The organism is Hamadaea flava (assembly GCF_024172085.1).
GTDB classification, from domain to species: domain Bacteria; phylum Actinomycetota; class Actinomycetes; order Mycobacteriales; family Micromonosporaceae; genus Hamadaea; species Hamadaea flava.
The window spans coordinates 5,444,051-5,470,428 of record NZ_JAMZDZ010000001.1 but is presented as its reverse complement, the minus strand read 5'-3'; the positions used below and the strand labels follow the sequence as shown (position 1 = coordinate 5,470,428).

Here is a 26,378-nt window from a genome sequence, read left to right as displayed (position 1 = left end):
GGTACCCGATGACCACCTGGACTCTGCTCGACAACGCCCACCAGGCTCTGCGTACCGCGATCGCCGGACTCGGCCCGGACAGCTGGCAGCTCGCCACCCCGTGCGACCAGTGGACGGTCACCCAGGTCCTCCAGCACGCCGCGGGCGACCAACTCGGCTACGCCGGCACGCTGGGAGTCGGCACCGGGCCGGCGTACAACCCGTTCGCGCCGTCCGGCGAGCCGGTCGAGGACCCCGCCGCCTTCACCGAGCAGGCGCTGGCCGCCTCGGCGGCGGCGTTCGCCGCGGTCGAACCCGGAGCGCAGGACGTGCCCAAGCCGCTCCCGCTGCCCCCGATGTCGGCCGAAGACGTCGTGGCGGCGGCCGCCCTGGACGCCGCGGTGCACGCCTGGGACATCGCGGTGGCCACCGGGCAGCCGTCGCCGCTCACGCCGGAGCTGTCGCAGGCGCTCCTGCCGATCGCGCACGCCACCGCCGACCCGCTGCGCGGTTTCGCGTACGCCGACGCCCTGGCCGGCCAGGAGAGCGACGACGCGGCCGCTCAGCTGCTGCGGCACCTCGGCCGTGACCCGCAGTGGAAGCCGTGACCCGCTCTCGGTAAGCACACCGTTAGGCACCAGATCAGGGATATGCCTGGGATCTTGGCTCAAGATCCCAGGCATATCCCTGATCTGCCGGGGTAGGCCGCCGCGAAGCGCTGCTGGGCAAGGCCGCCGGGCACGTGAGGTAAAGGTCAGAAGGAGCGGAGAACCCGGGAGAGCATGTCCACGGCGGCGGGATAGGCGCCCTCGCGCGGAGTCCCGTACCCGACCACGAGTCCCTGCGGGCGCGCCCCAGGTTCGTGCCAGTGCGTGCCGAGCGCCCCGAGCGCCAATCCCCGGGCGGCCGCCGCGTCCAGGACGTCGCGTTCGGACAGCCCGGCCGGCAGGCCCAGCACGACGTGGAGTCCGGCCGCGATGCCGCCGAGGTCGGCCCCGGGCAACCGGTCGACGAGTTGGTCCCGGCGTCGGCGATACCGCAGCCGGCAGGCGCGGATGTGCCGGTCGTACGCGTGCTCGGCGATCAGGTCCGCGAGCGCCAGCTGACCGATGGTCTCGGTGTGCACGTCGGTGAGCCGTTTGAGCCGCACGACCGGCTCGACCAGGTACGCCGGAAGCACCATCCAGGCCAGTCGCAGCGCCGGGCTCAGCGTCTTCGCCGCCGTTCCGATGTAGACGACGTGCTCCGGCGCGGTTCCCTGCAGCGCGCCGACCGGTTGCCGGTCGTAGCGGAACTCCCCGTCGTAGTCGTCCTCGATGATGAGCCGATCGCCGGACCGAGCCCATTCCACCGCCGTACGCCGTCGTTCCGGATGCAGGGTGACGCCCATCGGGTACTGGTGCGCCGGGGTCAGCACGACGGCGTCGGCCGACGCGACCGGAAGCACCGCGCCGAGGGAGTCCACGGGGACGGGTACGACGGATGCGCCCGCCTCCCGGACGACGTCGCGATGGAAGTCCAGCCCGGGATCTTCGAGGCCGATCGTCCGTCCCCTATAGACGGTGGCGAGGAGGGCCAACGCTTGGACGTAGCCCGAGGTGATGACGATCCGATCGGGGCTGGCCAGTACGCCGCGCGCCCGGCCGAGGTAGTCGGCGAGCACGCTCCGGAGCGCCAGGCTGCCCCGGGGATCGCCGTAGTCGAACGCGGTCACCGGCGCTCGGGACAGCGACCGGCGTACGGCGCGGGTCCAGGCCGCGACTGGGAAGGTGGACACGTCGGGACTGCCCGGACGCAGGTCGTACCGGGGTGTCGTGACCATCTCCGGAACCGCCGTCGGCAGCACGATCGGCGGAAGCGCCGCGACCTCGGTGAACGACCCTTGGCGGGCGGTCAGATATCCCTCCGCCACCAACTGGTCGTACGCCGCGCTGACCGTCCCCCGGGCGAGGCCCAGCTCGGCGGCGAGCGTACGCGTGGCGGGCAGGCGGGTCTGCGGCGCGAGCCGGCCGGACCGGATCGCGTCGCGCAGCGCCTCCTCCAGCGCGGTCCGGCGGGTGGCCGACGCGGAGAGGTCGAGGTGCAGGTCGACACCGAAATTGGACCAGTCAATCGCCATGGTATTGGACCTTAGCGCAGAGCCAATCCGCTCCTAAAGTCAACGACATGAACACTCGTCTCGCAGTCGACACCCTGGCCCCCCACATCAACAAGGCGATGAACGCCCTGGACGCCGCCGCGCGGCAGACCCGGCTGGAGGCTCCGCTGCTGGAGCTGGTCCGGTTGCGGGCCTCGCAGCTCAACGGCTGCGAGTACTGCGTCGACCAGCACAGCGCCGACGCCGTCAAGGGCGGCGAGGATCCGCGCCGGCTGTTCGCCATCACGGTCTGGCGGGACACCCCGTTCTTCACCGACCGTGAGCGGGCGGCGCTCGAACTGACCGAGGCCGCCACCCGGCTGACCGAGGGACCGGTGACCGACGAGGTCTTCGCCCGCGCCGCCGCGCAGTTCACTGAGGTCGAATTGGCCGAGCTGATCTGGGCCGTCACGGTGATCAACGCCTGGAACCGGCTCGGCGCGACCGCCCACCCGTGGTCGCTGTCGTGACTCCCCCGTCCTCCTGGGCCCCCGGCGCCGGCGAGTGGTCCGGCGCCGGGCCGGACCTGGTCACCGGGGCGGCGACGCTCCGGGCGCTGCACCGGCCGGGCGATCCCGTGGTGCTCCCCAACGTCTGGGACGTGCCGTCGGCCCGAGCCGTCGAGGCGGCCGGCTTCCCCGCCGTGGCCACCAGCAGCGCCGCGCTCGCGGAGACGCTCGGCCACGCCGACGGCGAGACCGCACCCGTCGGGGAGATCCTCGACGCCATCGCCCGGATCGTGCGGGCGGTGGGCGTACCGGTGACGGCAGACGTCGAACGCGGTTTCCGGCTGTCCCCCGCGGAGCTGGTCGAACGCCTCGCGGCCGCCGGGGTCGCGGGCTGCAATCTGGAGGACTCGGACCCGGCGACCGGCGCCATGGTTGATTCGGCCCGCCAGGCCGACTTCCTGTCCGCGATCCGCGCGGCGGCCCGGTCCGCGGGGGTCGATCTGGTGGTCAACGCACGAATCGACGTCTTCCTCAGATCAACTGGTACGCACGACGCACTGACCGACGCGGTCGACCGGGCGCGGCGATACCTCGCCGCCGGCGCGGACTGCGTATTTCCGATCCTGCTCGACGATCCGGCGACGGTCGGTGCTTTCGTCGGTGAGGCTGGTGGCGCGGTCAACATCCTCGGCCGCCTGGACGGTCCACCGAGCGTCGCGGAACTAGCCGCCCTGGGAGTGGCCCGGATCAGCTTCGGGGCTCGCGTACACGCGGCTGTGCGGCGACAGCACGCGGACCTGCTGGTAGTCTTGCGCCGACCAGCCGCCGTGACGGACCCCACGGGACCGGCGAGCGCGTCGCTACAATAGCGCGTTCGTCCCCTCGGGAAGGGTCGCCAAGTTGTCCGATCGCCCTGCTGCGGCCAGGTCTGCGGGCGCCCGCATGATGCCGATCCGCGTCGGTGTGACGGCGCTCGCCGCGCTGTTGCTGATCCTCTCCGCACGCGGCGCCTTCGATGCCGCCAAGGACGGCATCGATCGGGTGACCGCCGGCACCAGCCGGGCCGACGTACGCGGCGAGAACCAGACCCGGCGGCAGTTCGAGCGGATTCAGGCCGACCTGATCGCCGGGGTGCCGCCCCGAGAGGTCGTCTACGTGCCCGGACCGGGCACCCTGTGGGGTCAGCGGTTGCTGGAGTTCGCGGCGATCGGCGATATCGCTGTCACCGCCGACCCGGCCCAAGCCGATCTGATCGCGACGGTCGTCGCCGACACCAGCGCACCGCTGAAGGTCCGCCTCGTACTCGAAGCCGCCCGGTGACGGCATGCTGAACGCGCTGGTCGTCCTCGTTTGTCTCTTCCTGGGCGGGTTGCCGTTGGCGTTCGCCCTGACCCGGCAGCTTCTCCCGGCCGTACTCCTGGCCCCCCTCGCCGCGGCCCTGACCGGGAGCGCCGCGGTCGGACTCATGCTCCTCGCCGGCGGCCCGCTGCTGCTGTGGTGCGGTATCGCTCTCGCTGGACAACTGGCGCTGGCATACGGGCTGTCGCGCCGCGATCGGCCGGTCTTCCTCGTCGACCCCTGGTGGGTGTCGGCGGTAGTCGCCGGCGTCCTGCTCCTGCCCTTCCTCACGATCAAGAAGCAGCCCACCGGATGGGACTCGCATTCCATCTGGTGGTTGCACGCCGGCTACTTCCGGCACGGAGGCGAGGCAGCCCGGCAAGCGATCGCCAATCCGGCGTACGCCTTCTCGCACGTCGACTATCCACCTCTCACCTCCGGCACGGTCGCTGCGGTCTGGTCGATCCTCGGCCAGGTCGACTTCCGGGTGGCGCAGTTGATCGTGGCGGTGCTCAACTTCTCCGCCATCGTGCTGTCGGCGTACGCGGTCCGCACGGTCACGGTACGCGGGAACGCGGTGGTGTCCTGGATCGCCGCCACCGGCGTCGCCCTAGCCACCTGGGCGCTGCTTCCCTACGGCGCCACCGACGGCTACAGCGACGTGCTCTGCTCGGTCTCCGTCGTGGCCGCCGCTGTGCTGCTGTTGCTCGGCCGGGACCCGCTCGCCCGGCCTGGCCTGGCGATGCTGCTGATGACGGTCGCCGCTCTGACCAAGAATGAGGGCCTGGTCGCGGTTCTGATCGTGGCGGGCGTGGCGACCCTCCGGAACGGCCGGGGACTCCTGCGATGGCGTACGCCGGAAGGCCGGCGCCACCTCGGTCGCGTCGCGCTCCTGTGGTGGCCCGTCGCGGCCGGGCTCAGCTGGATGGTGATCGTCCGGGCGCTCGGCGGCCAGTCCGATCTGGCGTCGCAGGGCCGGTTCGACGACCTGCTCCGCGGAGACCTCGGGGTCCGGCACCGCCTCGGCAGCATCGTCACCGCGTACGAGCCGTTGATCGGCGTCACGGTGCTGCTGGCGGTCGTGGTGGCCGTCGCCGGAGCGGTGTTCCTCCGGCCGGCGCGACGGCGGCTGGACCTCGGTTCCGACGGCTGGCTCTGGATCGTCCTGGCAGCCCAGCTGCTCGTGTTGACCTTCACCTACCTGATCACGCCCTACGACCTGGGCTGGCACCTGGGCACGTCGGCCCGGCGGGTCCTGCTTCCGGTCGTTCTGCTGGCCATGACAAGCGCGGCAGTCTGGGCGGTCGTCGCCGGTCCGGCCGCCCGCGCGGACCGGATCACGCCAGTTTCGCCAGCGCGGCCGGCGGCTCTGGAAGACTCCGCAGCGCCGCGGTGATCTCTTCGCTGGGCATCGGCCGGAAGAAGTGGAAGCCTTGGGCGGCGGTACAGCCCAGGTCGGTGAGCACCCGGCGCTGCTCGTGGGTCTCCACGCCCTCGGCGACCACCCGCAAGCCGAGCTGCCGCCCGAGGTCGACGGTGGTCCGCACGATCGCGGCGGCCTGTGGCGAATCGCCCATGGCCCGGACGAAGCTGCGGTCCACCTTGACCTCGTCGACGGCGATGCGGGTGAGGAAGGTCAGCGAGGAGTAGCCGGTGCCGAAGTCGTCCACGGACAGCTGTACGCCCAGCTGCCGCAGGTCGTTGAGCACTTCGTCGATCACCCGGAGGTCGCTCATCACGACCGTCTCGGTGATCTCCAAAACCAGCCGCGCGGGCTCGATGCGGTGCTTGTCCAGCAACCTCCCGATGTCGGCGGGCAGTTCAGCGTCGAGCAGGTTGCGGGCCGAGAGGTTGACCGAGACCGGCACGTCGATGCCCTCGGCCTGCCACAACGCGGCCGCCGTCAGCGCCTTGTCCACGATGTACCGGGTGAACGGTGCGAGCAGCTCGCTCGCCTCGACCGCGCGGACGAAGTCCTTGGGGTGCAACCGGCCGCGACGGGGATGCTCCCAGCGGGCGAGCGCCTCGACACCGGTAGGCGCCCCGGTCGACAGGTCGATCGCGGGTTGCAGCGCGACCAGCAGCTGGTCGTCCAGGCTGAGCGCGGTACGCATCTCGGCGACCAGGGCCAGCCGATCCGTGCTCGCGCCGTCGTGCGACGGGTCGTACGCGACGACCGAGGACTGCCCGTCTTTGGCCTGGTAGAGCGCGACATCCGCGCGACGCAGCAGTTCCGGCATGTCGACCCGGCCCGCAGCCGCCACGACGACGCCCACCGAGGTCTCCGCCGAGACGGTGACCCCGGCGATCTCGGTCGGCTCGGCGAGCGCGGCGGCCAGCCGCCGGGCCCGGCGCAGCGCCTGCCGCTCGGCCTGACGCATGGCCTGTTCTGTGCCGTCTTCGGGAAGGTCGAACAACAGCAGGCCGAACTCGTCGCCGCCGAGCCGGGCCAGCAGCTCCACATCGGAGACGAGATCGCTGAGCCGACCGGCCGCGATCTGCAGCAACTGGTCACCGGCGACGTGGCCCAGGGTGTTGTTGATTTCCTTGAAGTTGTCGACGTCCAGCATCAGCAGGGCGACCGCGGCCGACCGGTCGAGACCACGCAGCGTCTCGTCGCCGCGGCGCAGCAGCGCTTCCCGGTTGAAGAGCTTGGTCAGCGGGTCACGGACGGCCTCGTCGACCGCGCGTTCGGTGGCGTGCCGGAGCGCGGCGTGCGTCGCCGAGTCGTGCAAGGCGACGCCGAGCGCGTCCGCGTACGCCGCGAGCGCGGCCCGATCCCGGCTGCGAAGGCCGACCGTCCCGGCGAAATGCAGGGTCAGCGTGCCGACCTGTTCGCCCGCGACCTCCAGCGGCCGGGTCACCGACGCGATGACGCCCGCGTTGCGGCGCAACGGACCGCCGCCGGCGGTGTATCGCATTGTGGGGCCGTCCGAGTTCAGCAGCTCGACGACGACTTCGTTGGCGCGGAACAGACTCAGCGCGCTGCGAGCTCCGGCGTTGGCGATGCCCGCGATGTCGCCGTGGCGGCGCAGCGCCCGGATCGCGTCGGCGTAGCGGTTCCAGCCCTGCCGCTCCTGCGAGTCGAGCAGCCGATGCGTGTACGCCTGCTGGAACAGCCACAGCACCGGCGGGAGGGCGATGAGCCAGCGCAGGTCCACGCCGAGCAGGCCGACGATCCCCAGGCCCACCGCGAGGTTGCCGAGGGTCATCATCCAGATGCTGCTCAGCGCCCGCCGCATCAGCGTGCTGAACTTGTGCCCGTCGCGCAGCGAGGTGTAGACGCAGGTGATGACGACGGTCAGCAGCGAATAGCCGAGCGCGGTCGCGGCGAGGGCGAAGCCGTCGTCCGGGGTGACCATCTCCTTGTATTCGCCCTGGACCAGCAGATGCGCGACCAGCGCCGCCGGACCGGCCGCGATCGCCAGGCTGGCCGAGCGCCGGATGATCTCGACGAACGGCTTCCACTCGTCGGCGAACGCCTGCAACAACAGATTGGCGAGCAGGACGCCGAGGCCCATGGCGGCGGGCAGCCAGCCGTCGGGCCCGACCCAGACCGCGACGATGAAGGCGGCGTCGCCCCAGGCGGTGGCGAAGTTGGAGCCGGAGATCCGAACGCGCAGCCGACCGAGGTGGCTGACCACCACCATGCCGACCACGATGGCGAACCGCACCCAGTCGTCCACTGGGGAGAAGACCACTCCGCCGATCGAGACGACCAGCGCGACACCGACCGCGAAGGCGGCGAACGTCCGGGCACGCCGGGGCAGTTCGGGTGCGCCGCTGGCCAGGTACGCCCGTCGCAGCGCGGCCCGCAAATAGTCCATAGCGGACCGAAAGCCCTCAGAAATGCGGTGAACCACGCTGTTCATCAGCACACCGCACCCCCTCTTCGTGGGTTCCGGCTGATTGGCACGCTGACGCGAATCCCGCTGGGAAGGCTACGGCGTTATCTCGGCGGGCGACAGTGTCCGCGGCTGAAAAACCGCATGGATCATCGAGAATTGTCCCGGCCCGGCTCGACCTCCTCAACCAGGTCAGCAGAGCTGGAGGACTTCTCGTACCGGAGCTCCTGAACGGGAGATCCTTCGGCGGGCTCGCCGTCGAACGAGGCCGGGAGCCGCTTGATGCGCTTGCTCATATTGCGGATGAGCAGCACGATCGCGATGCCGAGCACGACGATCAGAAGCAGGCCCATCGGCCCGGCCAGACCGCCCGATCGGGTGTCCCCGAAATTGTTGTCGGACAAGAACTCGGCCAGCATCAGACCAGCCCCTCCTTACGGACGCCCGCGAACAGGTCGGTCTCCGGCGTCGGACTGTCCACCAGCGACTTCGCGAGCTGGTAGTCCTCTGTCGGCCAGCCCTGCCGGCGGATTGCCAGCGGCGTCCGGAACCAGCCGCCGTCGGGATCGATCTGGGTGGCGTGCGCCCGCAGCGCGTCGTCCCGGATCGGGAAGTAATCGCCGCATTCCACTCGCGTCGTGACCCGGTCGCCCTTGTCGCGGGCAGCCGGCCAGTCGGCCAGCATCCCGGCGTACGGGCTCTCGAGGCCGGCCGCCAGGCAGGCCTCGTGCAGCGCGGTGAACTGCGAACGGGTGAAGCTGACGTGGTAGTAGAGCTTCTGCGGCTGCCAAGGCGCGCCCAACTCGGGGTGCACCTCCGCGTCGCCGGCCACGTCGAAGGCGGCGACGCTGACCCGGTGGCACTGGATGTGGTCGGGGTGCGGGTAGCCGCCCTCCTCGTCGTAGGTGATCACGACGTGCGGGCGGAACTCGCGCATCAGCTTGATCAGCGGCTGCGCTGCGGTCGCCACGTCCTCGCGGCCGAAGCTGCCGTCGGGCAGCTTGTCGGCGTTCTCCGGCCGGTAGTCCTCCAGCCAGCCCGAGTCGACGAAGCCCAGCCACTCCTGGCGTACGCCCAGGATCTCGCGGGCCCGCGCCATCTCGGCCCGCCGGATCTCGGCCATGTTGGCCAGGATCTCCGCGTCTCCGGCCAGCTTCGGGTTGAGAATGTCGCCGCGCTCGCCGCCGGTGCACGTGACCACCAGCACGTCGACGCCCTCGCGGACGTAACGGGCCATGGTGGCGGCGCCCTTGCTCGACTCGTCGTCGGGATGGGCGTGCACGGCCATCAGGCGAAGCTGCTCACTCACCAGATCTCCCTCTGCGGTTTCAGCACTCGGTCCAGTGCGATGATGGTTCTCAGCCATTCTGACTCCGACCACCGACAACGCGGTCACCGGCCTCGGCGCGGGTGACCTGGCGCCACGAGGACCCGCACTGTGACAGCTCAGACAACCCACCCAGTATTCCCGTCCGGCCGCTACGGGCGGCAGCGGACGCCGCGGCGCGTACCCCGGCCGGTGCTGGCGGCCGGCGTCGTCGCGCTGCTGGTGATCATGACATTTGTCGGGTTCCGGCTGTACCGGGCCTACGGCGAACAGGACTACAGCGCCGACGTGACCCGGTTCACCACCGGCGAGAACGCGGTCGACGTGCAGTTCGTCGTCCGGCTGCCCGACGGCGGCCAGGCCGAGTGCATCGTGCGCGCCCGGGGCGAGGACGGGGCCGAAGTCGGCCGGGCGACGGTCGCCGTGACCGCCGGCGCCGAGCCGAGCCAGACCGTCGTCGAGTACCACTTGGCGACTAACGGGCGGCCGGTGACGGGCGAAGTCGAGCGCTGCTACCCCCACGACGCGGAAACCAGCAGCTGACCCGCAGTGGGCGTACGCTGTTAAGTTTGAACTTCTGTCCGATCTAATCAAGGAGTCCGCCGTGCCATCGACCGAGACCAACACCTGGTTGTCCCAGGAAGCGTTCGACCGGCTGCAGGGTGAGCTCGACGAGCTGATCGCGGCCCGGCCCGCGGTCGCGGCGGAGATCAACGCCCGCCGCGAGGAGGGCGACCTCCGGGAGAACGGCGGATATCACGCCGCCCGTGAGGAGCAGGGCAAACAGGAGGCACGCATCCGGCAGTTGCAGGAACTGCTGCGGACGGCCCGGGTGGGCGACGCGCCGACGGCCGACGCCGTCTCCCCCGGCATGGTGGTGACGATCCAGTTCGACGACGACGCCGACGACACCGAGACCTTCCTGCTCGGCTCGCGGGAGATCGCTGCCACCACCGACCTGACCGTCTACAGCCCCGAGTCGGCCCTCGGCGCGGCGATCATGGGCGCTAAGACCGGTCAGTCGGTGAGCTACACGGCGCCCAGTGGCGCGACGATCACCGTGAGCATCGTCAAATTCGAACCCTTCGCAGGCTGAGCGCCGGCAAGGGATGATCCGTCTCATCCCTTCGGCCCATTGAAGCTCAGGGGATCTTCCTGGCAGGCTGGCTTGCCGCTCGCGTACGAAGCGAGCCTTCCACGGGAGGATCCCCCTTTATGTCTGGAGAAAACGCCGTCGACCGGCGCAAGCTGCTCCGTCGCGCCGGCACCGTCGCGGCCGGCATCGGAGCGGCCGGTGTCGCGACCGCCGTGGCCGCCAGCCCGGCGTCGGCGACCGACGGCCAGCCGATCGTTCAGGGCACCGACAACACCGGCACGCTCACGACGTCGATCAGCAGCAACGCGTCCTCCACGCTGACGCTGGCCAACACGAAGATGGCCAACACTCTTGCCGCCGGCGTGCCCCTGACCCTGGCCCCGCAGGGGTTCCCGCCGGCGGGCGCGCCCGACGGCGCACTGGTCGTCGACGAGGGCGGCTACCTGAACTACGCCTTCGGCGGCGGCCTGCAGGCCCGCGTCTACGACAGCAGCTACATCCCGTTCACCAACGTGTTCACGCCGATCCGTATCGTCGACACCGCTACGGCCGACGGCCGGTTCGCCTGCTCGGCCTACGCGCTCGACGGCAGCTCGGGCCGGATCAAGCCGCGCGGCCTCGCCACCGGAATCGACATGGTGGTGGACCTCAGCTGGGCGCTCGACAAGAACAGCGACCTCATGGGCTGCGCCATCCAGTTCAACCTGACCGTGCAGAGCGTCGTTCCCAGCTACACCGCGGTCTGGGACTCCGGCAACTGGCCCGGCACCAGCAGCCTCAACTCCCCGGCGAACTCGCAGGCGATCTCGAACTTCGTTCAGACGGCACTCGACCTGGACAACGCGACGATCAACATCAAGGTCCTCAAGCCGTCCCGAATCATCATCGACCTGTGCGGCATCCTGGCCTGCGAAGGCAACTACATGGCGCCGGAAGGGGTCAGCGCGAAGGCTCCCGCCCTCGCGAAGTCCCTGAACGCTCGCAAGACCAAGCTGGCGCGGCGCTGACCCCGACGCACCACGACGAAGGCCGCTCCGGTACGCCGGGGCGGCCTTCGCCCTGTCCGGGCTCAGGTCACGCCGATACGGCGTACCCGTTGGATCTGAGCGCGGACAGCAGGCGATCCGAATGTTCGGACCCGCGCGTCTCCACCGAGAGCGCGACGGCGACCTCGCCGAGCCGGAGCTGCGGATCGTGGCGCTGATGCGCCACGTCGACGATGTTGGCCCGGTGCTGGGCGATGAGCGAGAGCAGTTCCGCGAGCTGGCCCGGCCGGTCGGCGCAGCGGACGGTGAAGCGCAGGAACCGGCCCGCGAGCGACAGGCCGTGCTCGATGACGCGGAGCATGAGCAACGGGTCGATGTTGCCGCCGGAGAGGACCGCGACCGCCGGCGTCTCGACCTCGACGACCCCGCTGAGCAGCGCGGCGACCCCGACTCCCCCGGCTGGCTCGACCACGAGCTTGCCGCGTTCGAGCAGCATGAGCAGCGCTCTCGAGATCTCCTCATCGGTGACCGTCACGACCTCGTCGACGAGCTTGCTGACGTGCAGGTAGGTCAGGTCGCCGGGCCGGAGGACGGCGATGCCGTCAGCGATCGTGTTGAGCTGGTCGAGCTTGACGGGGTGCCCGGCGCGCAACGAGGGCGGGAACGCCGCGGCCCCGGCCGCCTGGACGCCGATGATCTGCACGTCGGGTCGCAACGCCTTCACCGCGACCGCGACGCCGGAGATCAGGCCGCCGCCGCCGATGCCCATGATGATCGTCTTGACGTCCGGCACCTGCGCCAAGATCTCCAGCCCGACCGTGCCCTGTCCGGCGATGACGTCGGGATGGTCGAACGGGTGGATGAAGATCGCGCCGGTGGCCTCCGCGAACTCCCGGGCCGCGACCAGCGCCTCGTCCACATTCGCCCCGACGAGCTGGACGGACGCGCCGTAGCCCTTCGTCGCGGCGACCTTGGGCAGTGGCGCGCCGACGGGCATGAAGACGGTGGCGGCGACACCCAGCGCGGTCGCGGCGACCGCGACCCCTTGGGCGTGATTTCCCGCGCTCGCGGCGACTACGCCTCGGGCCCGCTCCTCGGCGCTCAGCCGCGCGATCCGGGTGTACGCGCCCCGCACCTTGTACGCGCCCGCCCGCTGGAGGTTCTCGCACTTGAGCCAGACCTGGCCGCCGATCTTGGCCGACAGCGGCCGGCAGGGCTCGATCGGGGTGACTCGGGCGATGTCCCGCAGCAACTCCTGAGCGGCCCGGATGTCGTCGACGCTGACGAGGTGAGGTGTCACGCCCTGATCGTCGCACCGCGCTCGGTGGCGTACTCCACCGGCTCAACCAGCTCACCCGGCTCGAAAGGTTATTTGCGCTGATCAGGCGTTTTGTATGCCTATGATCGCGAATGTGATGACGTTCCTGAAGGCGTTGCACGTGCTCAGTGCGGTCATGCTGGTCGGCCCGCTCATGTCCGCCCCCTTCATCGGCCGCCGGGCGATCCAGCGGCGCAGCGCGGACGGCGTACGCATGGCAGCCACGCAGACCCGGGCCTTCGGTGCGGGCACGGTGCTCACCGCCGTGCTCGGCATACTCACGGTCCTCGGAAGCGACGGCAAGTACGAGTTCGCCACGCCTTGGGTGATCATCTCCATGACGCTGTACGTGGTGGCGCTCGGACTCGTGTTCTTCTACGCCGTCCCGGCGCTGCACAAGGCGGCCCGCATGGTCTCCGAAGGCGTCATCGACACCCAGCCGGAAGTCTCGGCGCTGACCGCGACCACCGACGACCTGCGCCTCAAGGAACGCCTCGACGCCATCACCGGACGCGTCGCCGGAGCCGGCTTCCTCGTGCTGCTGGTCTTCGCCGTGATCACCCTGCTGATGGTGATCCGGCCGTTCTGACCGCCTACCGCGCCCGTGCGGGGGTGGCCGCGATCGGAAACCCCGGGGCGTGCCGGCGCCACGCGTGCAGCAGTTCGAACTGGCCGGCGATGGCCAGCAGGGTCAGCTCACTGCCGGGCGGGCCGACGAGCTGGACCGCGGCGGGCAGGCCGTCGGGGCGTACGCCGACCGGCACGGTCAACGCGGGCAACCCGGAGATGTTCCAGGGTGCGGCGTACGGGGCGAAGCGGAGGCAGGCCGTGACATTGGACAGCCAACCCCGGGACGACCAGGACCGGGCCGGCAACGGCGTACGCGCCAACGCCGGGGTCAGCAGGATGTCGTAGTTCCCGTCGCCGAAGAAGGCGATCGACTTCTCCCGGAATCCTTCGCGGTCCTCTTCGCGGATCATCCCCCGGTTCCAGGCCCAGCGGCCCATCCGCAGATGGCGACGCGACCGTGGCTGGAGCTTCGCGTCCAGCAGCCCGGCGTCCTCGGCGTCCCGATAGGCCGCGGCGAACCAGGTCGCCAGGCCGCGCAGGCCCAACCCCACCGGGTACGCCGGATCGGCCGAGACGGTGTCGTGGCCCGCCTCGACGAGCAGGTTCGCGGCGGTGGCGACGGCTTCGCGGTTGGCCGCGTCGGCGGCCGTGCCCGCGACCGGCGAGCGCAGCGAGACGGCGACCCGCAGCCGCGGCGGATGCTCCAGCTTGCCCGGCGTGCGCCCGGCCAGGACGGAGAAACCGACCGCCGCGTCCGCCACCGTGGTGGCGAGGATGCCGTGCTCGACCAGGCCGAACCAGTCCTCCCGGCCCAGCTGCGCCGGCACCACGCCCCGGCCCGGCTTCAGCCCGACGAGTCCGCAGCAGGCCGCCGGAATCCGGATGGAGCCGAGCCCGTCGTTGCCGTGCGCGATCGGGACCAGCCCGGACGCGACCGCCGCCGCGGAACCGCCGGACGAACCGCCCGGGGTCCGCTCGAGGTTCCACGGGTTCCGGGTCACTGCCGAGTCGTCGTCGGTGGTCGCCCAGAGTCCCAATTCCGGCATGCGGGTCACACCGACGATCACGGCGCCGGCGCCGCGCAGACGGCGGACCACCTCGTGATCGGCGTCGGCCACCTCGGACCGAGCCGCGGCCGAACCACGCCAGGTCGGCAGGCCCGCGATGGGCGTGTTCTCCTTCAGCGCGACCGGGACGCCCGCAAGCGGCAGATGGCCCAGGTCAGGCTGGTCGTCGACCTCGGCCGCCTCGAAGGCGGCCTCCGAGTCGCGCAGCGCACGGAAGGCGTGGACCTGGTCGTCGTTCGCCCGGATGTAGTCGAGGTGATCTGCGACGACCTGCGTCGCCGAGGCATCACCGCGACGCACCGCGCGCGCGATCTGTTTCGCGGTCGCGCCGACCCACGTCTCGGGCATCTACCCACTCCTCCCCAGCAGTGCGTGGCGCACACTCTACCGGGGAGGAGTGACTCACTAGGCACTCAGCGCATTGTCCAGATCGGCCAGCAGGTCGTCGAGGGTCTCGATGCCGACCGAAAGGCGTACGAGGTCGGCCGGAACCTCCAAAGCCGACCCGGCGACGCTGGCATGGGTCATGCGGCCCGGGTGCTCGATCAGCGACTCGATGCCGCCGAGCGACTCCGCGAGCGTGAAGACCTTGGTGCTGTTGCAGATCCGCTCGGCCTTCGCCAGGTCGCCGACGCGGAAGCTGACCATGCCGCCGAAGCGGCGCATCTGCTTCGCTGCGACGTCGTGGTTCGCGTGCTCGGGCAGCCCCGGGTAGAGCACCTGAGTCACCGCCGGGTGTCCACTGAGGAACTCGACCACGCGCTCCGCGTTGTCGCAGTGGCGCTCCATGCGTACGGCGAGGGTTTTCACGCCGCGCAGGGTCAGCCACGCATCGAACGGGCCGTTCACCGCGCCCATCGCGTTCTGGTGGAACTTCGCCTTCTCATGCAGCTCGGCGTCGTTGACGACGAGCGCGCCACCGACCACATCAGAGTGTCCGCCGACGTACTTGGTCGTCGAATGGACGACGACGTCCGCGCCGAGCGCCAGCGGCTGCTGCAGATACGGGCTGGCGAAGGTGTTGTCCACCACCAGGATCGCACCGACCTCGCGGGCGATCTCGGCGATCTCGGCGATGTCCGCGACGCCCAGCAACGGGTTCGTCGGGGTCTCGACCCAGATCATCTTCGTCTGGGCGGTCACCGCCGCCCGCACGGCGTCCGCGTCGGTCAGCCGCGCGGGCGTGAACTGTACGCCCCAAGGCTGCGCGACCCGGGCGAACAAGCGATAGGTGCCGCCGTACGCGTCGTCGGGGATCACGACGTGATCACCCGGCCGTAGCGCCGACCGGAGCAGGGTGTCCTCCGCGGCCAGGCCGCTGGCGAAGGTCAGCCCGTGGCGTCCGCCTTCCAGCGCCGCCAGGCACTCCTGGAGCGCGTCCCGGGTCGGGTTGCCGCTGCGGGAGTACTCGTACCCCAAGCGCGGCGCTCCGACCGCGTCCTGGGCGTACGTGGAGGTCTGGAAGATCGGCGGGATCACCGCACCGGTCCGCTCGTCCGGCTCTTGACCGGCGTGGATGGCGAGCGTCTCGAATCCGTAAGACATGCTGGGATTTTCTCTCACCCGGCCGGCGTTCATGCCACCGGAGGTGTAATTCATGTTCCTACGCCGCAAGATGCTCGACCTTCCCACGCCCGAGCAGGCCCTGCCCGGTCGCGCCGAGGCGATGCGGGTGCCTTCGTCCCATTTCGTCCTTGGTACGCCGTTGACCGGCCCCTTCCCGGCCGGCCTGGAGACGGCGGTCTTCGGAATGGGCTGCTTCTGGGGCGCCGAGCGGCTGTTCTGGAAGCTCGACGGGGTCTACACCACATCCGTCGGGTACGCCGGCGGGCTGACCACGAACCCCAGCTATGACGAGGTCTGTTCCGGGTTCACCGGGCACACCGAGGTCCTTGAGGTGGTGTTCGACCCGGCCAGGATCAGCTATGCCCAGCTGCTCAAGGTCTTCTGGGAGAACCACGACCCGACCCAGGGCATGCGCCAGGGCAACGACGTCGGCACGCAATACCGCTCGGCGATCTACGCCACCACTCCAGCGCAGCTCGACGAGGCGCTGGCCTCGCGTGACACGTTCGCGCCGGTGGTCAAGGCGGCCGGCCTCGACGACATCACGACCGAGATCGCCCCGCTCGGCCAGTACTACTTCGCCGAGGACTACCACCAGCAATATCTTTCGAAGAATCCCGATGGATACTGCGGCATCGGGCCGAACGGTATGAGCTGTCCTATCGGTGTCGCCAAGACCGACGCGTGACCAGCATCAATAACTAGCGGGCGGTTGCGCTGGCCACCCTGCCTGTTGGGCACGGACGCGCGCCACGTTCGGCCTGCCACAGCTTGAATGCCACAAGTGAAGAAGGCTGATGCTCCGGGACCATACCCTCGCGGCTCCGGAGCTAAGCTCTCAGCATGCTCACACGCCTGGAGGTTCAGGGGTTCAAGAACCTCCTGGACGTTAGCGTTGATTTCGGCCCATTCACCTGTATTGCTGGTGCGAACGGTATGGGCAAGTCGAACGTGTTCGATGTAATCGAGTTTCTTTCATACCTAGCAACCGACACCCTCGTCGAGTCGTCCCAGCGGGTTCGAGGATCCTCAGGTATGCGAGGCGGGGATCCACGCGACCTGTTTTGGGATGGCTACAGAGATCACGACCGAGTGATCAGGCTTGCTGCGGAAATGGTAGTGCCGAGGGAGGTCGAAGATGACTTGGGCGCTCCAGCTCGAGCAACTACGACCTTCCTTAGGTACGAAGTCTCCCTCGGCTACGAACGTCCAACAGGTGAAGGTTCAGTCGGCAGGCTCAGTCTTCTTTCGGAGGAATTGCGGCACATCCGCAGAGGAGAAGCCGCCAAGTTTCTGAAGTTCCCCCATAGTGCGAAGCGTTTCCGATCCGCCGTCGTTGTAGGCGAGCGTCGAGGTGGGGCCTTTCTTTCGACCGAGTACCGCGAAAGCGGAACCGTGATCAACGTTCATGGTGATGGCGGCAGCTTTGGAAAACCTCAGCCTCGCGCCGCCGCCCGCGCAGGTCGAACTGTCTTGAGCACCGTGACAACCAACGACTATCCCACAATTCTGGCTGCGCGACGAGAAATGCAAAGTTGGCGGCGCCTAGCGCTCGAACCGTCCGCTCTGCGCGCGCCCGACGGCTTGACGGCGCCGAGGCAGCTGAATCCTGATGGAAGACACCTCGCTGCGACGCTTTATAGGATCGCCCATGATCGCACACAAGCCTCCGGCGAACTCGGCCCCGAGGCCACTTATGCTCGCGTCGCCGGTCGGCTTTCGGATCTGTCGGGCGTCGGCGTCAAAGGATTAACTGTTGAGCTCGACCAAGTCCGAGAGGTGTTCACTCTCTTCCTCGAGGAGAGGGGTGACCTACGCTTGCCAGCTCGCGCATTGTCTGAAGGCACCCTGAGATTCCTGGCCCTGTGCGTTTTACTTGAGGATCCGACATTCACCGGACTGATTTGTATGGAGGAACCGGAGAACGGAATTCATCCTGCCAATCTTCCAGCGATGCTACAGCTTGTGAAAGATCTAGCCGTAGAGCCTGACGAAGCACCCGACGAGACGAATCCGTTCCGCCAGATTATCGTTAATACACATTCTCCTGGCGTCGTTCAGTTGTGCAGCACCGATGATTTGCTTCTGGCGGAAGTTAGACCGCAATTAGCACCTGACGGCAGCTTTGTTAGGGCACTCTCCCTGCTTCCATTCAGGGGTTCGTGGCGGGCCGCGAGTGGAGAACCCTACTTCACTGAAGCGGACGTGATCGCGTACCTGGTCGCCCCGCCGGACACGCAGTTAATGCTGCCCCTGGAGTTCGTCAAGTGACTAACCGGACTCGCACAGGCTTGTTCGTCTCTGAAGGGACCTCCGATCTTCCTCTAGCGGAACTCATCGAAGCTGTCTTTCTCGATTTCGGTGCTTCTGTTCACCTAAGCAAGCCCGACTTCAGCTTGTTGCGCGGAGTCAGCAAAGACGTGAATTCTCGTGTTACTGCCGGAATTCAGTTACTCGGGAACGCCCCGATCGACATCGTTATAGTCCACCGCGACGCGGATAACGCGGGCTACGCCGTCAGGCGCGCCGAAATCGAGAGGGCCGTACGCGACCAGCCGACCTCATATGTGGTGCCGGTGATTCCCATTCGAATGACTGAGGCGTGGCTACTGCTCGACGAGCTCGAAATTAGGACGGTCGCCGGAAATCCAAAGGGACGAATCGATCTGCGCTTACCAAGTCCCACGAAATCGAATCCATGGCAGACCCGAAGGCAAAGCTGCAAGAATGTCTCCTCAAAGCGGCCGAAGTTACCGGTCGGCGCAGAGAAGCGATGACAAAACGGTTTAATCAACATCGCAGGCAGTTACTAGAACGCATTGATCGAAGGGGACCAATTTCGCGCCTTCAGGGCTGGACACAGTTGGTGGCAGACATTCAGAACGTGGCCAGTAGCTGGCAGCAAGCTGTTGGAGAGTAATGCGGTTAACCCTGCCTGCACCGGTCCCGCAAGCGGTGCCAGCGTTCTATGGCCTAGGCACAACCACTACCACCAGCAGTACCTGGCCAAGAACCCGGACGGCTACTGCGGCATCCGCCCGAACGGGTTGACCTGCCAAACCGGAGTCGCGACCCTCGGCTGACCCGGCCACACTGGTCGGGTGGCATTCACGATCGATGATGTCGAAGAGCTGACCGGTCTCGTGGTCGCCGCCTGGCGTACCGGGCTCGACCGGGACTGGTCGGCTCCGGCCGGCCGCCTCACCTGGAGTTGCCTCCGGACGGCCGACCACACCGTGGACACCGTGCTGGCCCCGGCGATCTTCCTCGCTTCGCGGAAGCTGGACGGCTATCCGGCGTACGGGGTCAGCACTCCCGGGGCGGACGCGGCTCCAGCCGTCCTCATCGAAGCGTTGGCGACCTCGGCTCGCATTCTCGCCGGCGTGGTCCGCACGGCGGAAGCCGGTGCGCGAGCGGTGATCTGGCGGCGTCCAGAAGTCGAGGTACGCGGTCCGGCCGACTTCCCGCCCCGGGCGGGGCTCGAACTCATCCTGCATGCGCACGACGTGTGCCAGGGGCTGGGTGTGCCGTTCAAGCCGCCGGACGGGCTGTGCGAACGGCTGCGGGCGCACACCCGGGACTGGCCGATATGGGCGAGCCCGGGATGGTCGTCGCCGACCGACGCGCCGGACGCCTGGCGCGATTTGCTGCGCGCTTCCGGCCGCTAGAACTTCTGCCGCAGCGGCCCCGCGTTCGCGGGGCCGCTGACGTCTCGGACGATCAGGCGTGCGTGTCGGCCGGGTCGTGCACGGTCGGCCGGCCGCCGTCGCGGTGGGCACGGACGCAGTCGTCGACGAACTCGCGGGAGAACATCGCGGTCAGGATCGCGACGCCGCCCCGGGCGATGCGCACCTCGCCGTTCTCGATCTCGCCGACGATCCGGACGCGTCGGCCACCGGTGCCCTTGGTGCGCTCCCAGTCCTTCACCGTGCCCCGGCCTCGGAACGTCAGATCCCACTGGTCGATCACGGCGTCCTCGGGGACCAGCAGCTTGATCGTGGACCGCGAGGCGTGCACCCGAACCTCCACATCGCCGGTGATCCGCGGCGACCGCAGGTCCAGCAGCGCGTAACCACTGCGACCGCGTACCTCGAAGCGGTTCGCGTCGGTCCAGTCGCCCAGCTTCTTCACGGTGTCGGCGTACGCCTCGACGCGGACGGGCTCGGTGGTGACGGTCGTGTTCATGGCCAACTCCCTTGATGTTCTGGTATCTTGACTATCAAGACATCTATAGCTTGAAGGACAAGATACTCGAATGTCAAGTGATTCTCGAGATAATCTCGAGCAGCGCCTCGGCGAGCAGGTCAGAGCCTTCCAGCGCGCGGTCGACCAGGGCGACGACGAGATCGCCCGGCTCCTCGGGCTGAACCGGACCGACCTGCGCTGCCTCGACCTGCTGCTGCAGGCGGGTCCGACTGCGCCAGGGCGGCTGGCCACCGAACTCGGGCTCACCACCGGCAGCGTCACGGCAATGCTCGACCGGATGGAGAAGAGCGGCTACATCTCGCGTACGCCCGACCCAGGCGACCGGCGGAAGGTGGTCGTCCAGGCCCGGCCGGAGATCGCCGACCAGGCCTGGCAGGTCATGCTGCCGCTGATCGAGGACTCGACCCGCAGCATCGCCGGCTACTCCGAGGACGACCTCAAGCTGCTGCTGGACTTCTTCGAGCGGGCCATCGGCATCCAGGAGCGGCAGATCGATCGGCTCCGGGCGATGACTCCCGCCAAACCGGCGAAGAAGCGCTGAGCTGCGCTGACAGCTGACATGTGTTGGGCGGGAGTAACGCGACCGGACTGCGGGGGAACCGGTTGATCGCGTACTCCCGCCCAACTTTCCCGCCGTCCCGCGGTCCGCGACGCCTGGCCGGAGGCGTCGCATCGGCGGAGGCAGCCGATTACCGCGACGGGCGGGTGTTCGCGGGACGCGCGCGCTGGCGGGCACGGCGCGTCGCCGCTATACCGGACATGTCACCCCGCCATAGCCGGGGGACGGGTCCGGCGGGAATGGACGTCCGTTGTTCGGCTAGTCGAAGAGGGCCCGGTTGACACCGGCCCGCCCGACCTCGTCGACGCGCGGGGCGTCGAGTCCGAGCAGGCTGCCGGAATTCCGGCCGCCCGACTGCGCCCGCACGCTGGGCAGCGCGCGGAGGCTGTTGAGGTCGTGCCGAGCGGTCCAGGCGTGCTGCCAGGTCCGCGTCGATGCGGCCGCGGCGCGCTCGGCGAGGCGCCTCGGCGGGCACGGCCACTGGAGGCCGCACCAGGCACAGGTGTCGTCGTCCGTGCCGATCCCGTCTCGCGGCGCGTGGCGAGCGAGCATGACCTGCGCGTCCTGCCAGAGCAGCGGATCGAGGATCTCGGACGCACCGGTGGTGGCCTGGTTTGAAGGTTCGGCGACGCTGATCACGACTTCCCCCCCAAGGAGGAGCGGTGTGCTCCTGACATGGAAGTCAACGCCTCGGTCAAGCGTCACACTCGGACAAACTGTGCGACCCGCGCGCAGGATGCACGCGGGTCGCTCCAAACGGTGACGGGCCGGAAAGCCGCTCGGGCGAGCCGCCAGCAGCGCGGTTCGCCTAGGCGAGATGGTTGAGCAGGTCCTGCCGGGTCAGGACGCCGGCCGGCTTGCCGTCGACGAGGACCATCGCCGCGTCCGCCTTGGCCAGCAACGCGACCGCCTCGGAGACCTGCTGGCCACCGCCGACCATGGGCAGCGGCGGAGCCATGTGCTTGTCGAGCATGTCGTGCAGGTGCGCCTGCCCGGCGAACAGCGCGTCCAGCAGGTCGCGTTCCGCGATCGAGCCCGCGACCTCACCGGTCACTACCGGCGGCTCCGCCTTGAGCACCGGCAACTGCGACACCCCGTACTCGCGCATGATGTCGATCGCGTCGCGTACCGTCTCGGTCGGATGGACGTGGACCAGCGACGGCATCGCGCCGGCCTTGGCCGCGAGCACGTCGGCGACGGTCGGGCCCTCCGCCGCGAGGAAGCCGTAGCGGGCCATCCAGTCGTCGTTGAAGAGCTTGGAAAGGTAGCCGCGGCCGCCGTCCGGGAGCAGGACCACGATCACCGCGTCGGCCGGCGCCGAGCGCGCCACCTTGATCGCCGCGACCGCAGCCATGCCGCAGGAACCGCCGACGAGCAGGCCCTCCTCGCGGGCGAGCCGCCGGGTCATCTCGAACGACTCGCGGTCGGTGACCTCGATGATCTCGTCGCAGATGCCCTTGTCGTAGGTGGTCGGCCAGAAGTCTTCGCCGACGCCCTCGACGAGGTACGGCCGGCCGGTGCCGCCGGAGTAGACCGAACCCTCGGGGTCGGCTCCGATGATCTTCACCTGACCGCCGGAGGCCTCCTTGAGGTAGCGGCCCACCCCGGTGATGGTGCCACCGGTGCCGACGCCCGCCACGAAGTGCGTGATGCGGCCCTCGGTCTGGGCCCAGATCTCCGGTCCGGTCGTCTCGTAGTGCGACAGCGGATTGTTGGGGTTGGAGTACTGGTCGGGCTTCCAAGCGCCGGGGATCTCACGGACGAGCCGGTCGGAGACCGAGTAGTAGGAGCGTGGGTCCTCCGGGGCGACCGCGGTCGGGCAGACCACGACCTCGGCCCCGTACGCCCGGAGCACGTTCTGCTTGTCCTCGCTGACCTTGTCGGGGCAGACGAACACGCAGCGGTAGCCGCGGCGCTGCGCCACGAGGGCCAGCCCGACACCGGTGTTGCCACTGGTCGGCTCGACGATGGTGCCGCCCGGCTTGAGCAGGCCCTCCTGCTCGGCCGCATCGATCATCCGGGTGGCGATGCGGTCCTTCACCGAGCCGCCGGGGTTGAGGTACTCAACCTTCGCGAGCACGAGTGGGCCGCCGTCTGGAATACCCTCGGTCACGCTGTGCAGCCGGACCAGCGGGGTGTCGCCGATCAGGTCAACAACGTTGTCGACATATCGCATGGCCAGAGCCTATTACGCGGTGATGATCTTATTTCGCGATGATCAGTCGACGACCTGGCCGTCGATGAAGTCGCCGGGCCGGGCGCTCGTCGGGCGCTCCCGGCGGCGACCCTTCGGGAACAGCCGCTCCCATTGCAGGAACCGGTCGGTCTCCGAGAGGAACGCCCCCGCGATCCAGGCGATGACGATGCCGTCGTCGATCAGTCCCAGCGGACCCATGATGATCTCGGGCACGAGATCGATGGGAGAGACCACGTACAAGGTCGCCAATGCCATCAACAGGAACCGGCCGGAGCCGTCATACTGACCGCGCAACGAGGCCCAGGCCAGCCGGGGCACGCTGAACACCCGGTCGACCAGTCCAGGTCCACCGCGATGCGACGCGGTCACCGCTTTCCACAAGGCTGTGAAGGCTGCGGTACGCCTGATGGTCCGTCCCATTTGATCTCGCTAACCTTGAGTCACACGCCGAAGGGTACGAGCCTCACGTTACTCGGAGTCCGCCATGAGCACCGCAGGAAAGAAGGCCGTCAAGACCATCGGACGGGCCGTCGCGTACAGCGGCGGTTTCGCCGTCACAGCGGGTCTGGTGGCGGCGGGTGTCATGTACGCCCAGGCGGAACAAGCCAAGCGGATCATCCCCTTGGCGGAGGCGCCGCCGCCCCGGCCGGACGGCCGCTACGGTCAGCGCCACGACGGGCCCGAATTGACCATGGTCGTGCTCGGCGACTCCTCGGCCGCCGGGTTTGGCGTATTCCGTCCCCGGGAGACCCCGACTGCCCTGATCGCGACCGGGCTGGCCCGTCGGCTGAGCCGGCCGGTCGTCGCGCATACCTTCGCCGTCGTGGGGGCGACCTCGGCTCAGTTGCGACCGCAGGTGGAGGCGGCCCTCGAGGTGCGGGCCGAGTTGGCGGTCATCCTCATCGGCGCCAACGACGTGACGCACGCCGGCAGCCGGGCCACCGCCGTTCGCTACCTGGCCAACGCCGTACGCGAACTACGGGCCGCGGGCTGCCAGGTCGTCGTCGGGACGTGCCCCGATCTCGGCGCGGTTCAGCCGATCCGGCCGCCGCTGCGCTGGCTGGCCCGGCATTGGAGCCGTCAGATGGCGATGGCGCAGACGGTCGCGGTCGTCGAGGCGGGCGGCTGGACGGTGTCGCTGGGCGACCTGCTCGGGCCGCGGTTCGCCCGCGAGCCACAGCGCATGTTCGGCAGCGACCGCTTCCACCCATCGGCCGAGGGGTACGCCATCGCCAGCGCCGCTCTGCTGCCCACCGCCATCGCCGCCATGCATCGTGGGGACGCCCGCCCGGCTGCGCAGACCGCCGGTAAGGGGGTACGGTCGCTGCCGGAGGCGGCTGCCGAGGCGGTGCGCCTGCCCGGTACGGAGGTCAGCGGGGTCTCCGTCGGCGGGCGGGACCGCGGCCCGGCTGGTCGATGGGCACAGCTTCGCCACCGAGTCTGGGAGGTGCTGCGGCTGCCCGGCGAGGACGCGGCGGCCCGCGCCGACGGCCATCGCGGCACCGCCGCCGAGCATCTGGCGGCCGGCCGGACTGATAGGGCCGACCCACCGTCCTCCCGGCTGACGCCGGATCGAGCGGTGGTCGGCGGCGACGGAGTGGAGGGACAGCCGACATGAGCCTGCTCAAGCGGGTCGGGAAGGCGACGGTGGTGGCCCTGGTCGCCGGCACCGTCGGCGGCGCCGCGCTGCTGACCGCCGAGGCGATCGTGGCGCGCCGGCGCTCGTACGCCCAGCCCGCGCTGGGGCTCAACGTCCGGGCCAGCATCGGGGCCGACGTCGCCCCGCCCCTGCGCCTGGTGATGCTGGGCGACTCGGCCGCCCTCGGCGTGGGCGTCGACCGGGTCGCCGACACCGTCGGCGGTCAGCTCGCCGATCTGCTGTCCAATCCGGTCGGCGGCGAACCGCGCCGCCGGGTCGAGCTGTCCAGCGTCGGGGTCTCGGGATCCCGTTCGTCGGATCTCGCCACCCAGGTCGCGCGGGCGTTGCTGGGCCTGCGCCCGGACGTGGCGGTCATCCTCGTCGGCGCGAACGACGTCATCGGACTGCGCTCGCCGGGCGAGGCGGCGACGCACCTCGGCGCGGCCGTACGCCGGCTTCGCGAGGCGGGCGTCGAAGTGGTCGTCGGGACGTGCCCCGACATGGGAGCCGCTCGCGCGATCGCCCCGCCGCTGCGGCAGGTGGTCGGCTGGCTGGGTCGCCGGGTCGCCCGCGCCCAGATACGCGCGGTGCACGCCGCCGGCGGAGCGGTCGTGGACCTCGGAGCCGAGACCGGCCCCGTCTTCCGAGCCGATCCGGCCACGCTCTGTGAAGACCGCTACCACCCGTCCGCCGACGGCTACCGGGTCTGGGCGTACGCCCTGCTCCCGGCGGTCGCGCACGCGGCCGGGGTCAGCCCGACACTCCCCTGACCTTGGCAGGCTAGTTACTCGCCAGTAGGGTTGGAACCATGACTGAAGCCGTCATCGTCGCCACCGCCCGCTCCCCCATCGGCCGGGCCGTCAAGGGCTCGCTGCGCGACCTGCGTGCGGACGACCTCACCACGACCATCATCCAGGCGGCGCTGGCCAAGGTGCCCCAACTGGACCCGCGCTCCATCGACGACCTCTACCTCGGCTGCGGCATGCCCGGCGGCGAGCAGGGCCACCAGATGGCGAAGGTGGTCTCCACCCTGCTCGGCATGGACTTCCTGCCCGGCGCGACGGTCACGCGCTACTGCGCCTCGTCGCTCCAGACCACCCGGATGGCCTTCCACGCCATCAAGGCCGGCGAGGGTGACATCTTCGTCTCCGCCGGCGTCGAGATGGTCTCCCGCTTCGCCCGGGGCAGCTCCGACGGCCTGCCGCCCGAGGCACAGGCGCTCGTCGGCGGCTCGTGGCGCAATCCGAAGTTCGACGCGGCCGTGCAGCGCACCGCCCAACGGGCGCAGGGCGGCACCGAGCCGTGGCACGACCCCCGCGAAGACGGCGAGCTGCCCGACATCTACATGGCCATGGGGCAGACCGCGGAGAACCTCGCCGACCTGCACGGCATCACCCGCGCCGAGATGGACGAATTCGGCGTACGCAGCCAGAACCTGGCTGAGAAGGCGATCGCGGACGGCTTCTGGGCGCGCGAGATCACGCCGGTGACGACGCCGGACGGCACCGTCGTGAGCGGCGACGACGGCCCCCGGCCGGGCGTGACGCTGGAGGCGGTCAGCGGACTGAAGCCGGTCTTCCGGCCCGACGGCCGGGTCACGGCCGGCAACTGCTGCCCGCTGAACGACGGCGCGGCCGCTGTCGTGATCATGTCCGACACCAAGGCCCGCGAACTGGGCATCACGCCGCTGGCCCGGATCGTCAGCACCGGTGTGACGGCGATGAGCCCCGAGATCATGGGCATCGGGCCGGTCGGCGCCACCCGGCAGGCGCTCGCCCGGGCCGGGATGACCATCGACGACATCGACCTGGCCGAGATCAACGAAGCCTTCGCGGCTCAGGTCATCCCGTCCTACCGGGAACTCGGGCTGCCCCTCGACAAGGTCAACGTCAACGGCGGGGCGATCGCGGTCGGCCACCCGTTCGGCATGACCGGCGCCCGCATCACCAACACGCTGATCAACTCGCTTCAGTGGCACGACAAGCAGTTCGGCCTGGAGACGATGTGCGTCGGCGGCGGACAGGGCATGGCCATGATCCTCGAACGCCTCAGCTGACCGGTCCGCTTCACCGGGCACGGCCTTACCGGCAGATCAGGGA

The 26,378-nt window shown here is 69.5% G+C and carries 27 protein-coding genes; 16 read left to right on the top strand and 11 right to left on the bottom strand.

Annotation, left to right across the window (positions count from 1 at the left end):
* Positions 1 to 8: 8 nt before the first annotated feature.
* Positions 9 to 587 (top strand): TIGR03086 family metal-binding protein, encoded by a 579-nt coding sequence (locus tag HDA40_RS25790; protein WP_253760136.1) that lies wholly within the window; start codon positions 9 to 11, stop codon positions 585 to 587.
* A 146-nt stretch (positions 588 to 733) separates the two neighbouring features.
* On the opposite strand, the gene pdxR is transcribed toward HDA40_RS25790, so the two are convergent.
* A complete protein-coding gene (gene pdxR, locus HDA40_RS25785) occupies positions 734 to 2,098 on the bottom strand; it encodes a MocR-like pyridoxine biosynthesis transcription factor PdxR (RefSeq protein ID WP_253760135.1) in 1,365 nt (454 codons plus the stop codon).
* A gap of 47 nt (positions 2,099 to 2,145) precedes the next feature.
* On the opposite strand from pdxR, the gene HDA40_RS25780 reads away from it, so the two are divergent.
* From HDA40_RS25780 to HDA40_RS25765, 4 genes are all read left to right on the top strand, one after another.
* Positions 2,146 to 2,586 (top strand): carboxymuconolactone decarboxylase family protein, encoded by a 441-nt coding sequence (locus tag HDA40_RS25780; protein WP_253760134.1) that lies wholly within the window; start codon positions 2,146 to 2,148, stop codon positions 2,584 to 2,586.
* On the top strand, positions 2,583 to 3,434 hold the full coding sequence (locus tag HDA40_RS25775) for an isocitrate lyase/PEP mutase family protein (protein WP_253760133.1): 852 nt from the start codon (positions 2,583 to 2,585) through the stop codon (positions 3,432 to 3,434). Before HDA40_RS25780 ends, HDA40_RS25775 begins: the two co-directional genes overlap by 4 nt.
* A gap of 73 nt (positions 3,435 to 3,507) precedes the next feature.
* On the top strand, positions 3,508 to 3,885 hold the full coding sequence (locus HDA40_RS25770; protein ID WP_253760132.1) for a hypothetical protein: 378 nt from the start codon (positions 3,508 to 3,510) through the stop codon (positions 3,883 to 3,885).
* A 4-nt stretch (positions 3,886 to 3,889) separates the two neighbouring features.
* Positions 3,890 to 5,299 (top strand): hypothetical protein, encoded by a 1,410-nt coding sequence (locus HDA40_RS25765; RefSeq protein WP_253760131.1) that lies wholly within the window; start codon positions 3,890 to 3,892, stop codon positions 5,297 to 5,299.
* Here the strand turns inward: HDA40_RS25765 and HDA40_RS25760 are convergent.
* From HDA40_RS25760 to mca, 3 genes are all read right to left on the bottom strand, one after another.
* On the bottom strand, positions 5,241 to 7,730 hold the full coding sequence (locus HDA40_RS25760; RefSeq protein WP_253760130.1) for a putative bifunctional diguanylate cyclase/phosphodiesterase: 2,490 nt from the start codon (positions 7,728 to 7,730) through the stop codon (positions 5,241 to 5,243). The genes HDA40_RS25765 and HDA40_RS25760 overlap by 59 nt on opposite strands.
* 167 nt (positions 7,731 to 7,897) lie before the next feature.
* The gene (locus HDA40_RS25755) at positions 7,898 to 8,167 is read right to left on the bottom strand and encodes a hypothetical protein (RefSeq protein ID WP_253760129.1); all 270 of its coding nucleotides are present in this window, start codon (positions 8,165 to 8,167) and stop codon (positions 7,898 to 7,900) included.
* Entirely contained in the window at positions 8,167 to 9,036 is an 870-nt protein-coding gene (gene mca, locus HDA40_RS25750; protein WP_253763808.1) for a mycothiol conjugate amidase Mca, read from the bottom strand. Before mca ends, HDA40_RS25755 begins: the two co-directional genes overlap by 1 nt.
* A 150-nt stretch (positions 9,037 to 9,186) precedes the next feature.
* Between mca and HDA40_RS25745 the strand changes: the two genes are divergently transcribed.
* The 3 genes from HDA40_RS25745 (at position 9,187) to HDA40_RS25735 (ending at position 11,178) form a co-directional block, all read left to right on the top strand.
* A complete protein-coding gene (locus tag HDA40_RS25745) occupies positions 9,187 to 9,618 on the top strand; it encodes a DUF4307 domain-containing protein (RefSeq protein ID WP_253760128.1) in 432 nt (143 codons plus the stop codon).
* 61 nt (positions 9,619 to 9,679) lie between these two features.
* Positions 9,680 to 10,171, top strand: coding sequence for a transcription elongation factor GreA (gene greA, locus HDA40_RS25740; RefSeq protein WP_253760127.1), 492 nt, complete (start codon positions 9,680 to 9,682; stop codon positions 10,169 to 10,171).
* A gap of 119 nt (positions 10,172 to 10,290) precedes the next feature.
* Positions 10,291 to 11,178, top strand: a complete 888-nt coding sequence (locus tag HDA40_RS25735; protein WP_253760126.1) for a hypothetical protein — start codon at positions 10,291 to 10,293, stop codon at positions 11,176 to 11,178.
* A gap of 67 nt (positions 11,179 to 11,245) precedes the next feature.
* Here HDA40_RS25735 and ilvA read toward each other — a convergent pair whose 3' ends face one another.
* Positions 11,246 to 12,457, bottom strand: coding sequence for a threonine ammonia-lyase (gene ilvA / locus HDA40_RS25730; protein ID WP_253760125.1), 1,212 nt, complete (start codon positions 12,455 to 12,457; stop codon positions 11,246 to 11,248).
* Between the two features lie 115 nt (positions 12,458 to 12,572).
* Between ilvA and HDA40_RS25725 the strand changes: the two genes are divergently transcribed.
* Positions 12,573 to 13,064, top strand: coding sequence for a DUF2269 family protein (locus HDA40_RS25725; RefSeq protein ID WP_253763807.1), 492 nt, complete (start codon positions 12,573 to 12,575; stop codon positions 13,062 to 13,064).
* A 4-nt stretch (positions 13,065 to 13,068) separates the two neighbouring features.
* Here the strand turns inward: HDA40_RS25725 and HDA40_RS25720 are convergent, their stop codons facing one another.
* Together HDA40_RS25720 and HDA40_RS25715 are read right to left on the bottom strand one after the other, a co-directional pair.
* Entirely contained in the window at positions 13,069 to 14,460 is a 1,392-nt protein-coding gene (locus tag HDA40_RS25720) for an amidase (protein WP_253760124.1), read from the bottom strand.
* A gap of 57 nt (positions 14,461 to 14,517) precedes the next feature.
* Positions 14,518 to 15,657 (bottom strand): cystathionine gamma-synthase, encoded by a 1,140-nt coding sequence (locus HDA40_RS25715; RefSeq protein ID WP_253760123.1) that lies wholly within the window; start codon positions 15,655 to 15,657, stop codon positions 14,518 to 14,520.
* A 52-nt stretch (positions 15,658 to 15,709) separates the two neighbouring features.
* Here HDA40_RS25715 and msrA point away from each other — a divergent pair, with 52 nt between their 5' ends.
* From msrA to HDA40_RS25695, 3 genes are all read left to right on the top strand, one after another.
* Positions 15,710 to 16,366: a peptide-methionine (S)-S-oxide reductase MsrA gene (gene msrA / locus HDA40_RS25710; protein WP_253760122.1), complete on the top strand. Its 657-nt coding sequence runs from the start codon at positions 15,710 to 15,712 to the stop codon at positions 16,364 to 16,366.
* 155 nt (positions 16,367 to 16,521) lie between these two features.
* Positions 16,522 to 17,949, top strand: coding sequence for an AAA family ATPase (locus HDA40_RS25705; protein WP_253760121.1), 1,428 nt, complete (start codon positions 16,522 to 16,524; stop codon positions 17,947 to 17,949).
* 830 nt (positions 17,950 to 18,779) lie between these two features.
* A complete protein-coding gene (locus tag HDA40_RS25695) occupies positions 18,780 to 19,346 on the top strand; it encodes a hypothetical protein (protein ID WP_253760120.1) in 567 nt (188 codons plus the stop codon).
* A 52-nt stretch (positions 19,347 to 19,398) separates the two neighbouring features.
* Here the strand turns inward: HDA40_RS25695 and HDA40_RS25690 are convergent, their stop codons facing one another.
* Positions 19,399 to 19,863, bottom strand: coding sequence for a hypothetical protein (locus tag HDA40_RS25690; RefSeq protein ID WP_253760119.1), 465 nt, complete (start codon positions 19,861 to 19,863; stop codon positions 19,399 to 19,401).
* Positions 19,864 to 19,933: 70 nt separating this feature from the next.
* Between HDA40_RS25690 and HDA40_RS25685 the strand changes: the two genes are divergently transcribed.
* Positions 19,934 to 20,425, top strand: a complete 492-nt coding sequence (locus tag HDA40_RS25685; RefSeq protein WP_253760118.1) for a MarR family winged helix-turn-helix transcriptional regulator — start codon at positions 19,934 to 19,936, stop codon at positions 20,423 to 20,425.
* A gap of 276 nt (positions 20,426 to 20,701) precedes the next feature.
* Here HDA40_RS25685 and HDA40_RS25680 read toward each other — a convergent pair whose 3' ends face one another.
* The 3 genes from HDA40_RS25680 to HDA40_RS25670 all read right to left on the bottom strand — a co-directional run bounded on the left by HDA40_RS25680 (position 20,702) and on the right by HDA40_RS25670 (position 23,060).
* Entirely contained in the window at positions 20,702 to 21,082 is a 381-nt protein-coding gene (locus tag HDA40_RS25680) for a hypothetical protein (RefSeq protein WP_253760117.1), read from the bottom strand.
* Positions 21,083 to 21,251: 169 nt separating this feature from the next.
* Complete coding sequence (locus tag HDA40_RS25675) at positions 21,252 to 22,619, bottom strand: cystathionine beta-synthase (protein ID WP_253760116.1); 1,368 nt, start codon at positions 22,617 to 22,619, stop codon at positions 21,252 to 21,254.
* 42 nt (positions 22,620 to 22,661) lie between these two features.
* A complete protein-coding gene (locus HDA40_RS25670) occupies positions 22,662 to 23,060 on the bottom strand; it encodes a YkvA family protein (protein WP_253760115.1) in 399 nt (132 codons plus the stop codon).
* A gap of 64 nt (positions 23,061 to 23,124) precedes the next feature.
* Here HDA40_RS25670 and HDA40_RS25665 point away from each other — a divergent pair, with 64 nt between their 5' ends.
* From HDA40_RS25665 to HDA40_RS25655, 3 genes are read left to right on the top strand one after another with little or no spacing between them, the layout of a single operon-like run.
* Entirely contained in the window at positions 23,125 to 24,258 is a 1,134-nt protein-coding gene (locus HDA40_RS25665; protein WP_253760114.1) for an SGNH/GDSL hydrolase family protein, read from the top strand.
* Entirely contained in the window at positions 24,255 to 25,049 is a 795-nt protein-coding gene (locus HDA40_RS25660; RefSeq protein WP_253760113.1) for an SGNH/GDSL hydrolase family protein, read from the top strand. The genes HDA40_RS25665 and HDA40_RS25660 overlap by 4 nt, the downstream gene beginning before the upstream one ends.
* Positions 25,050 to 25,087: 38 nt before the next feature.
* The gene (locus tag HDA40_RS25655; protein WP_253760112.1) at positions 25,088 to 26,335 is read left to right on the top strand and encodes an acetyl-CoA C-acetyltransferase; all 1,248 of its coding nucleotides are present in this window, start codon (positions 25,088 to 25,090) and stop codon (positions 26,333 to 26,335) included.
* Positions 26,336 to 26,378 lie beyond the last annotated feature (43 nt).

Excerpts from the sequence above, each read along its gene's own strand:
- HDA40_RS25790 (WP_253760136.1), top strand. The coding sequence starts at position 9 with ATGACCACCTGGACTCTGCTCGACAACGCCCACCAGGCTCTGCGTACC.
- pdxR (WP_253760135.1), bottom strand. The coding sequence starts at position 2,098 with ATGGCGATTGACTGGTCCAATTTCGGTGTCGACCTGCACCTCGACCTC.
- HDA40_RS25780 (WP_253760134.1), top strand. The coding sequence starts at position 2,146 with ATGAACACTCGTCTCGCAGTCGACACCCTGGCCCCCCACATCAACAAG.
- HDA40_RS25770 (WP_253760132.1), top strand. The coding sequence starts at position 3,508 with ATGATGCCGATCCGCGTCGGTGTGACGGCGCTCGCCGCGCTGTTGCTG.
- HDA40_RS25765 (WP_253760131.1), top strand. The coding sequence starts at position 3,890 with ATGCTGAACGCGCTGGTCGTCCTCGTTTGTCTCTTCCTGGGCGGGTTG.
- HDA40_RS25760 (WP_253760130.1), bottom strand. The coding sequence starts at position 7,730 with ATGGACTATTTGCGGGCCGCGCTGCGACGGGCGTACCTGGCCAGCGGC.
- HDA40_RS25755 (WP_253760129.1), bottom strand. The coding sequence starts at position 8,167 with ATGCTGGCCGAGTTCTTGTCCGACAACAATTTCGGGGACACCCGATCG.
- mca (WP_253763808.1), bottom strand. The coding sequence starts at position 9,036 with ATGGCCGTGCACGCCCATCCCGACGACGAGTCGAGCAAGGGCGCCGCC.
- HDA40_RS25735 (WP_253760126.1), top strand. The coding sequence starts at position 10,291 with ATGTCTGGAGAAAACGCCGTCGACCGGCGCAAGCTGCTCCGTCGCGCC.
- HDA40_RS25725 (WP_253763807.1), top strand. The coding sequence starts at position 12,573 with ATGACGTTCCTGAAGGCGTTGCACGTGCTCAGTGCGGTCATGCTGGTC.
- HDA40_RS25720 (WP_253760124.1), bottom strand. The coding sequence starts at position 14,460 with ATGCCCGAGACGTGGGTCGGCGCGACCGCGAAACAGATCGCGCGCGCG.
- HDA40_RS25715 (WP_253760123.1), bottom strand. The coding sequence starts at position 15,657 with ATGTCTTACGGATTCGAGACGCTCGCCATCCACGCCGGTCAAGAGCCG.
- msrA (WP_253760122.1), top strand. The coding sequence starts at position 15,710 with ATGTTCCTACGCCGCAAGATGCTCGACCTTCCCACGCCCGAGCAGGCC.
- HDA40_RS25705 (WP_253760121.1), top strand. The coding sequence starts at position 16,522 with ATGCTCACACGCCTGGAGGTTCAGGGGTTCAAGAACCTCCTGGACGTT.
- HDA40_RS25690 (WP_253760119.1), bottom strand. The coding sequence starts at position 19,863 with ATGAACACGACCGTCACCACCGAGCCCGTCCGCGTCGAGGCGTACGCC.
- HDA40_RS25685 (WP_253760118.1), top strand. The coding sequence starts at position 19,934 with ATGTCAAGTGATTCTCGAGATAATCTCGAGCAGCGCCTCGGCGAGCAG.
- HDA40_RS25675 (WP_253760116.1), bottom strand. The coding sequence starts at position 22,619 with ATGCGATATGTCGACAACGTTGTTGACCTGATCGGCGACACCCCGCTG.
- HDA40_RS25670 (WP_253760115.1), bottom strand. The coding sequence starts at position 23,060 with ATGGGACGGACCATCAGGCGTACCGCAGCCTTCACAGCCTTGTGGAAA.
- HDA40_RS25665 (WP_253760114.1), top strand. The coding sequence starts at position 23,125 with ATGAGCACCGCAGGAAAGAAGGCCGTCAAGACCATCGGACGGGCCGTC.
- HDA40_RS25660 (WP_253760113.1), top strand. The coding sequence starts at position 24,255 with ATGAGCCTGCTCAAGCGGGTCGGGAAGGCGACGGTGGTGGCCCTGGTC.
- HDA40_RS25655 (WP_253760112.1), top strand. The coding sequence starts at position 25,088 with ATGACTGAAGCCGTCATCGTCGCCACCGCCCGCTCCCCCATCGGCCGG.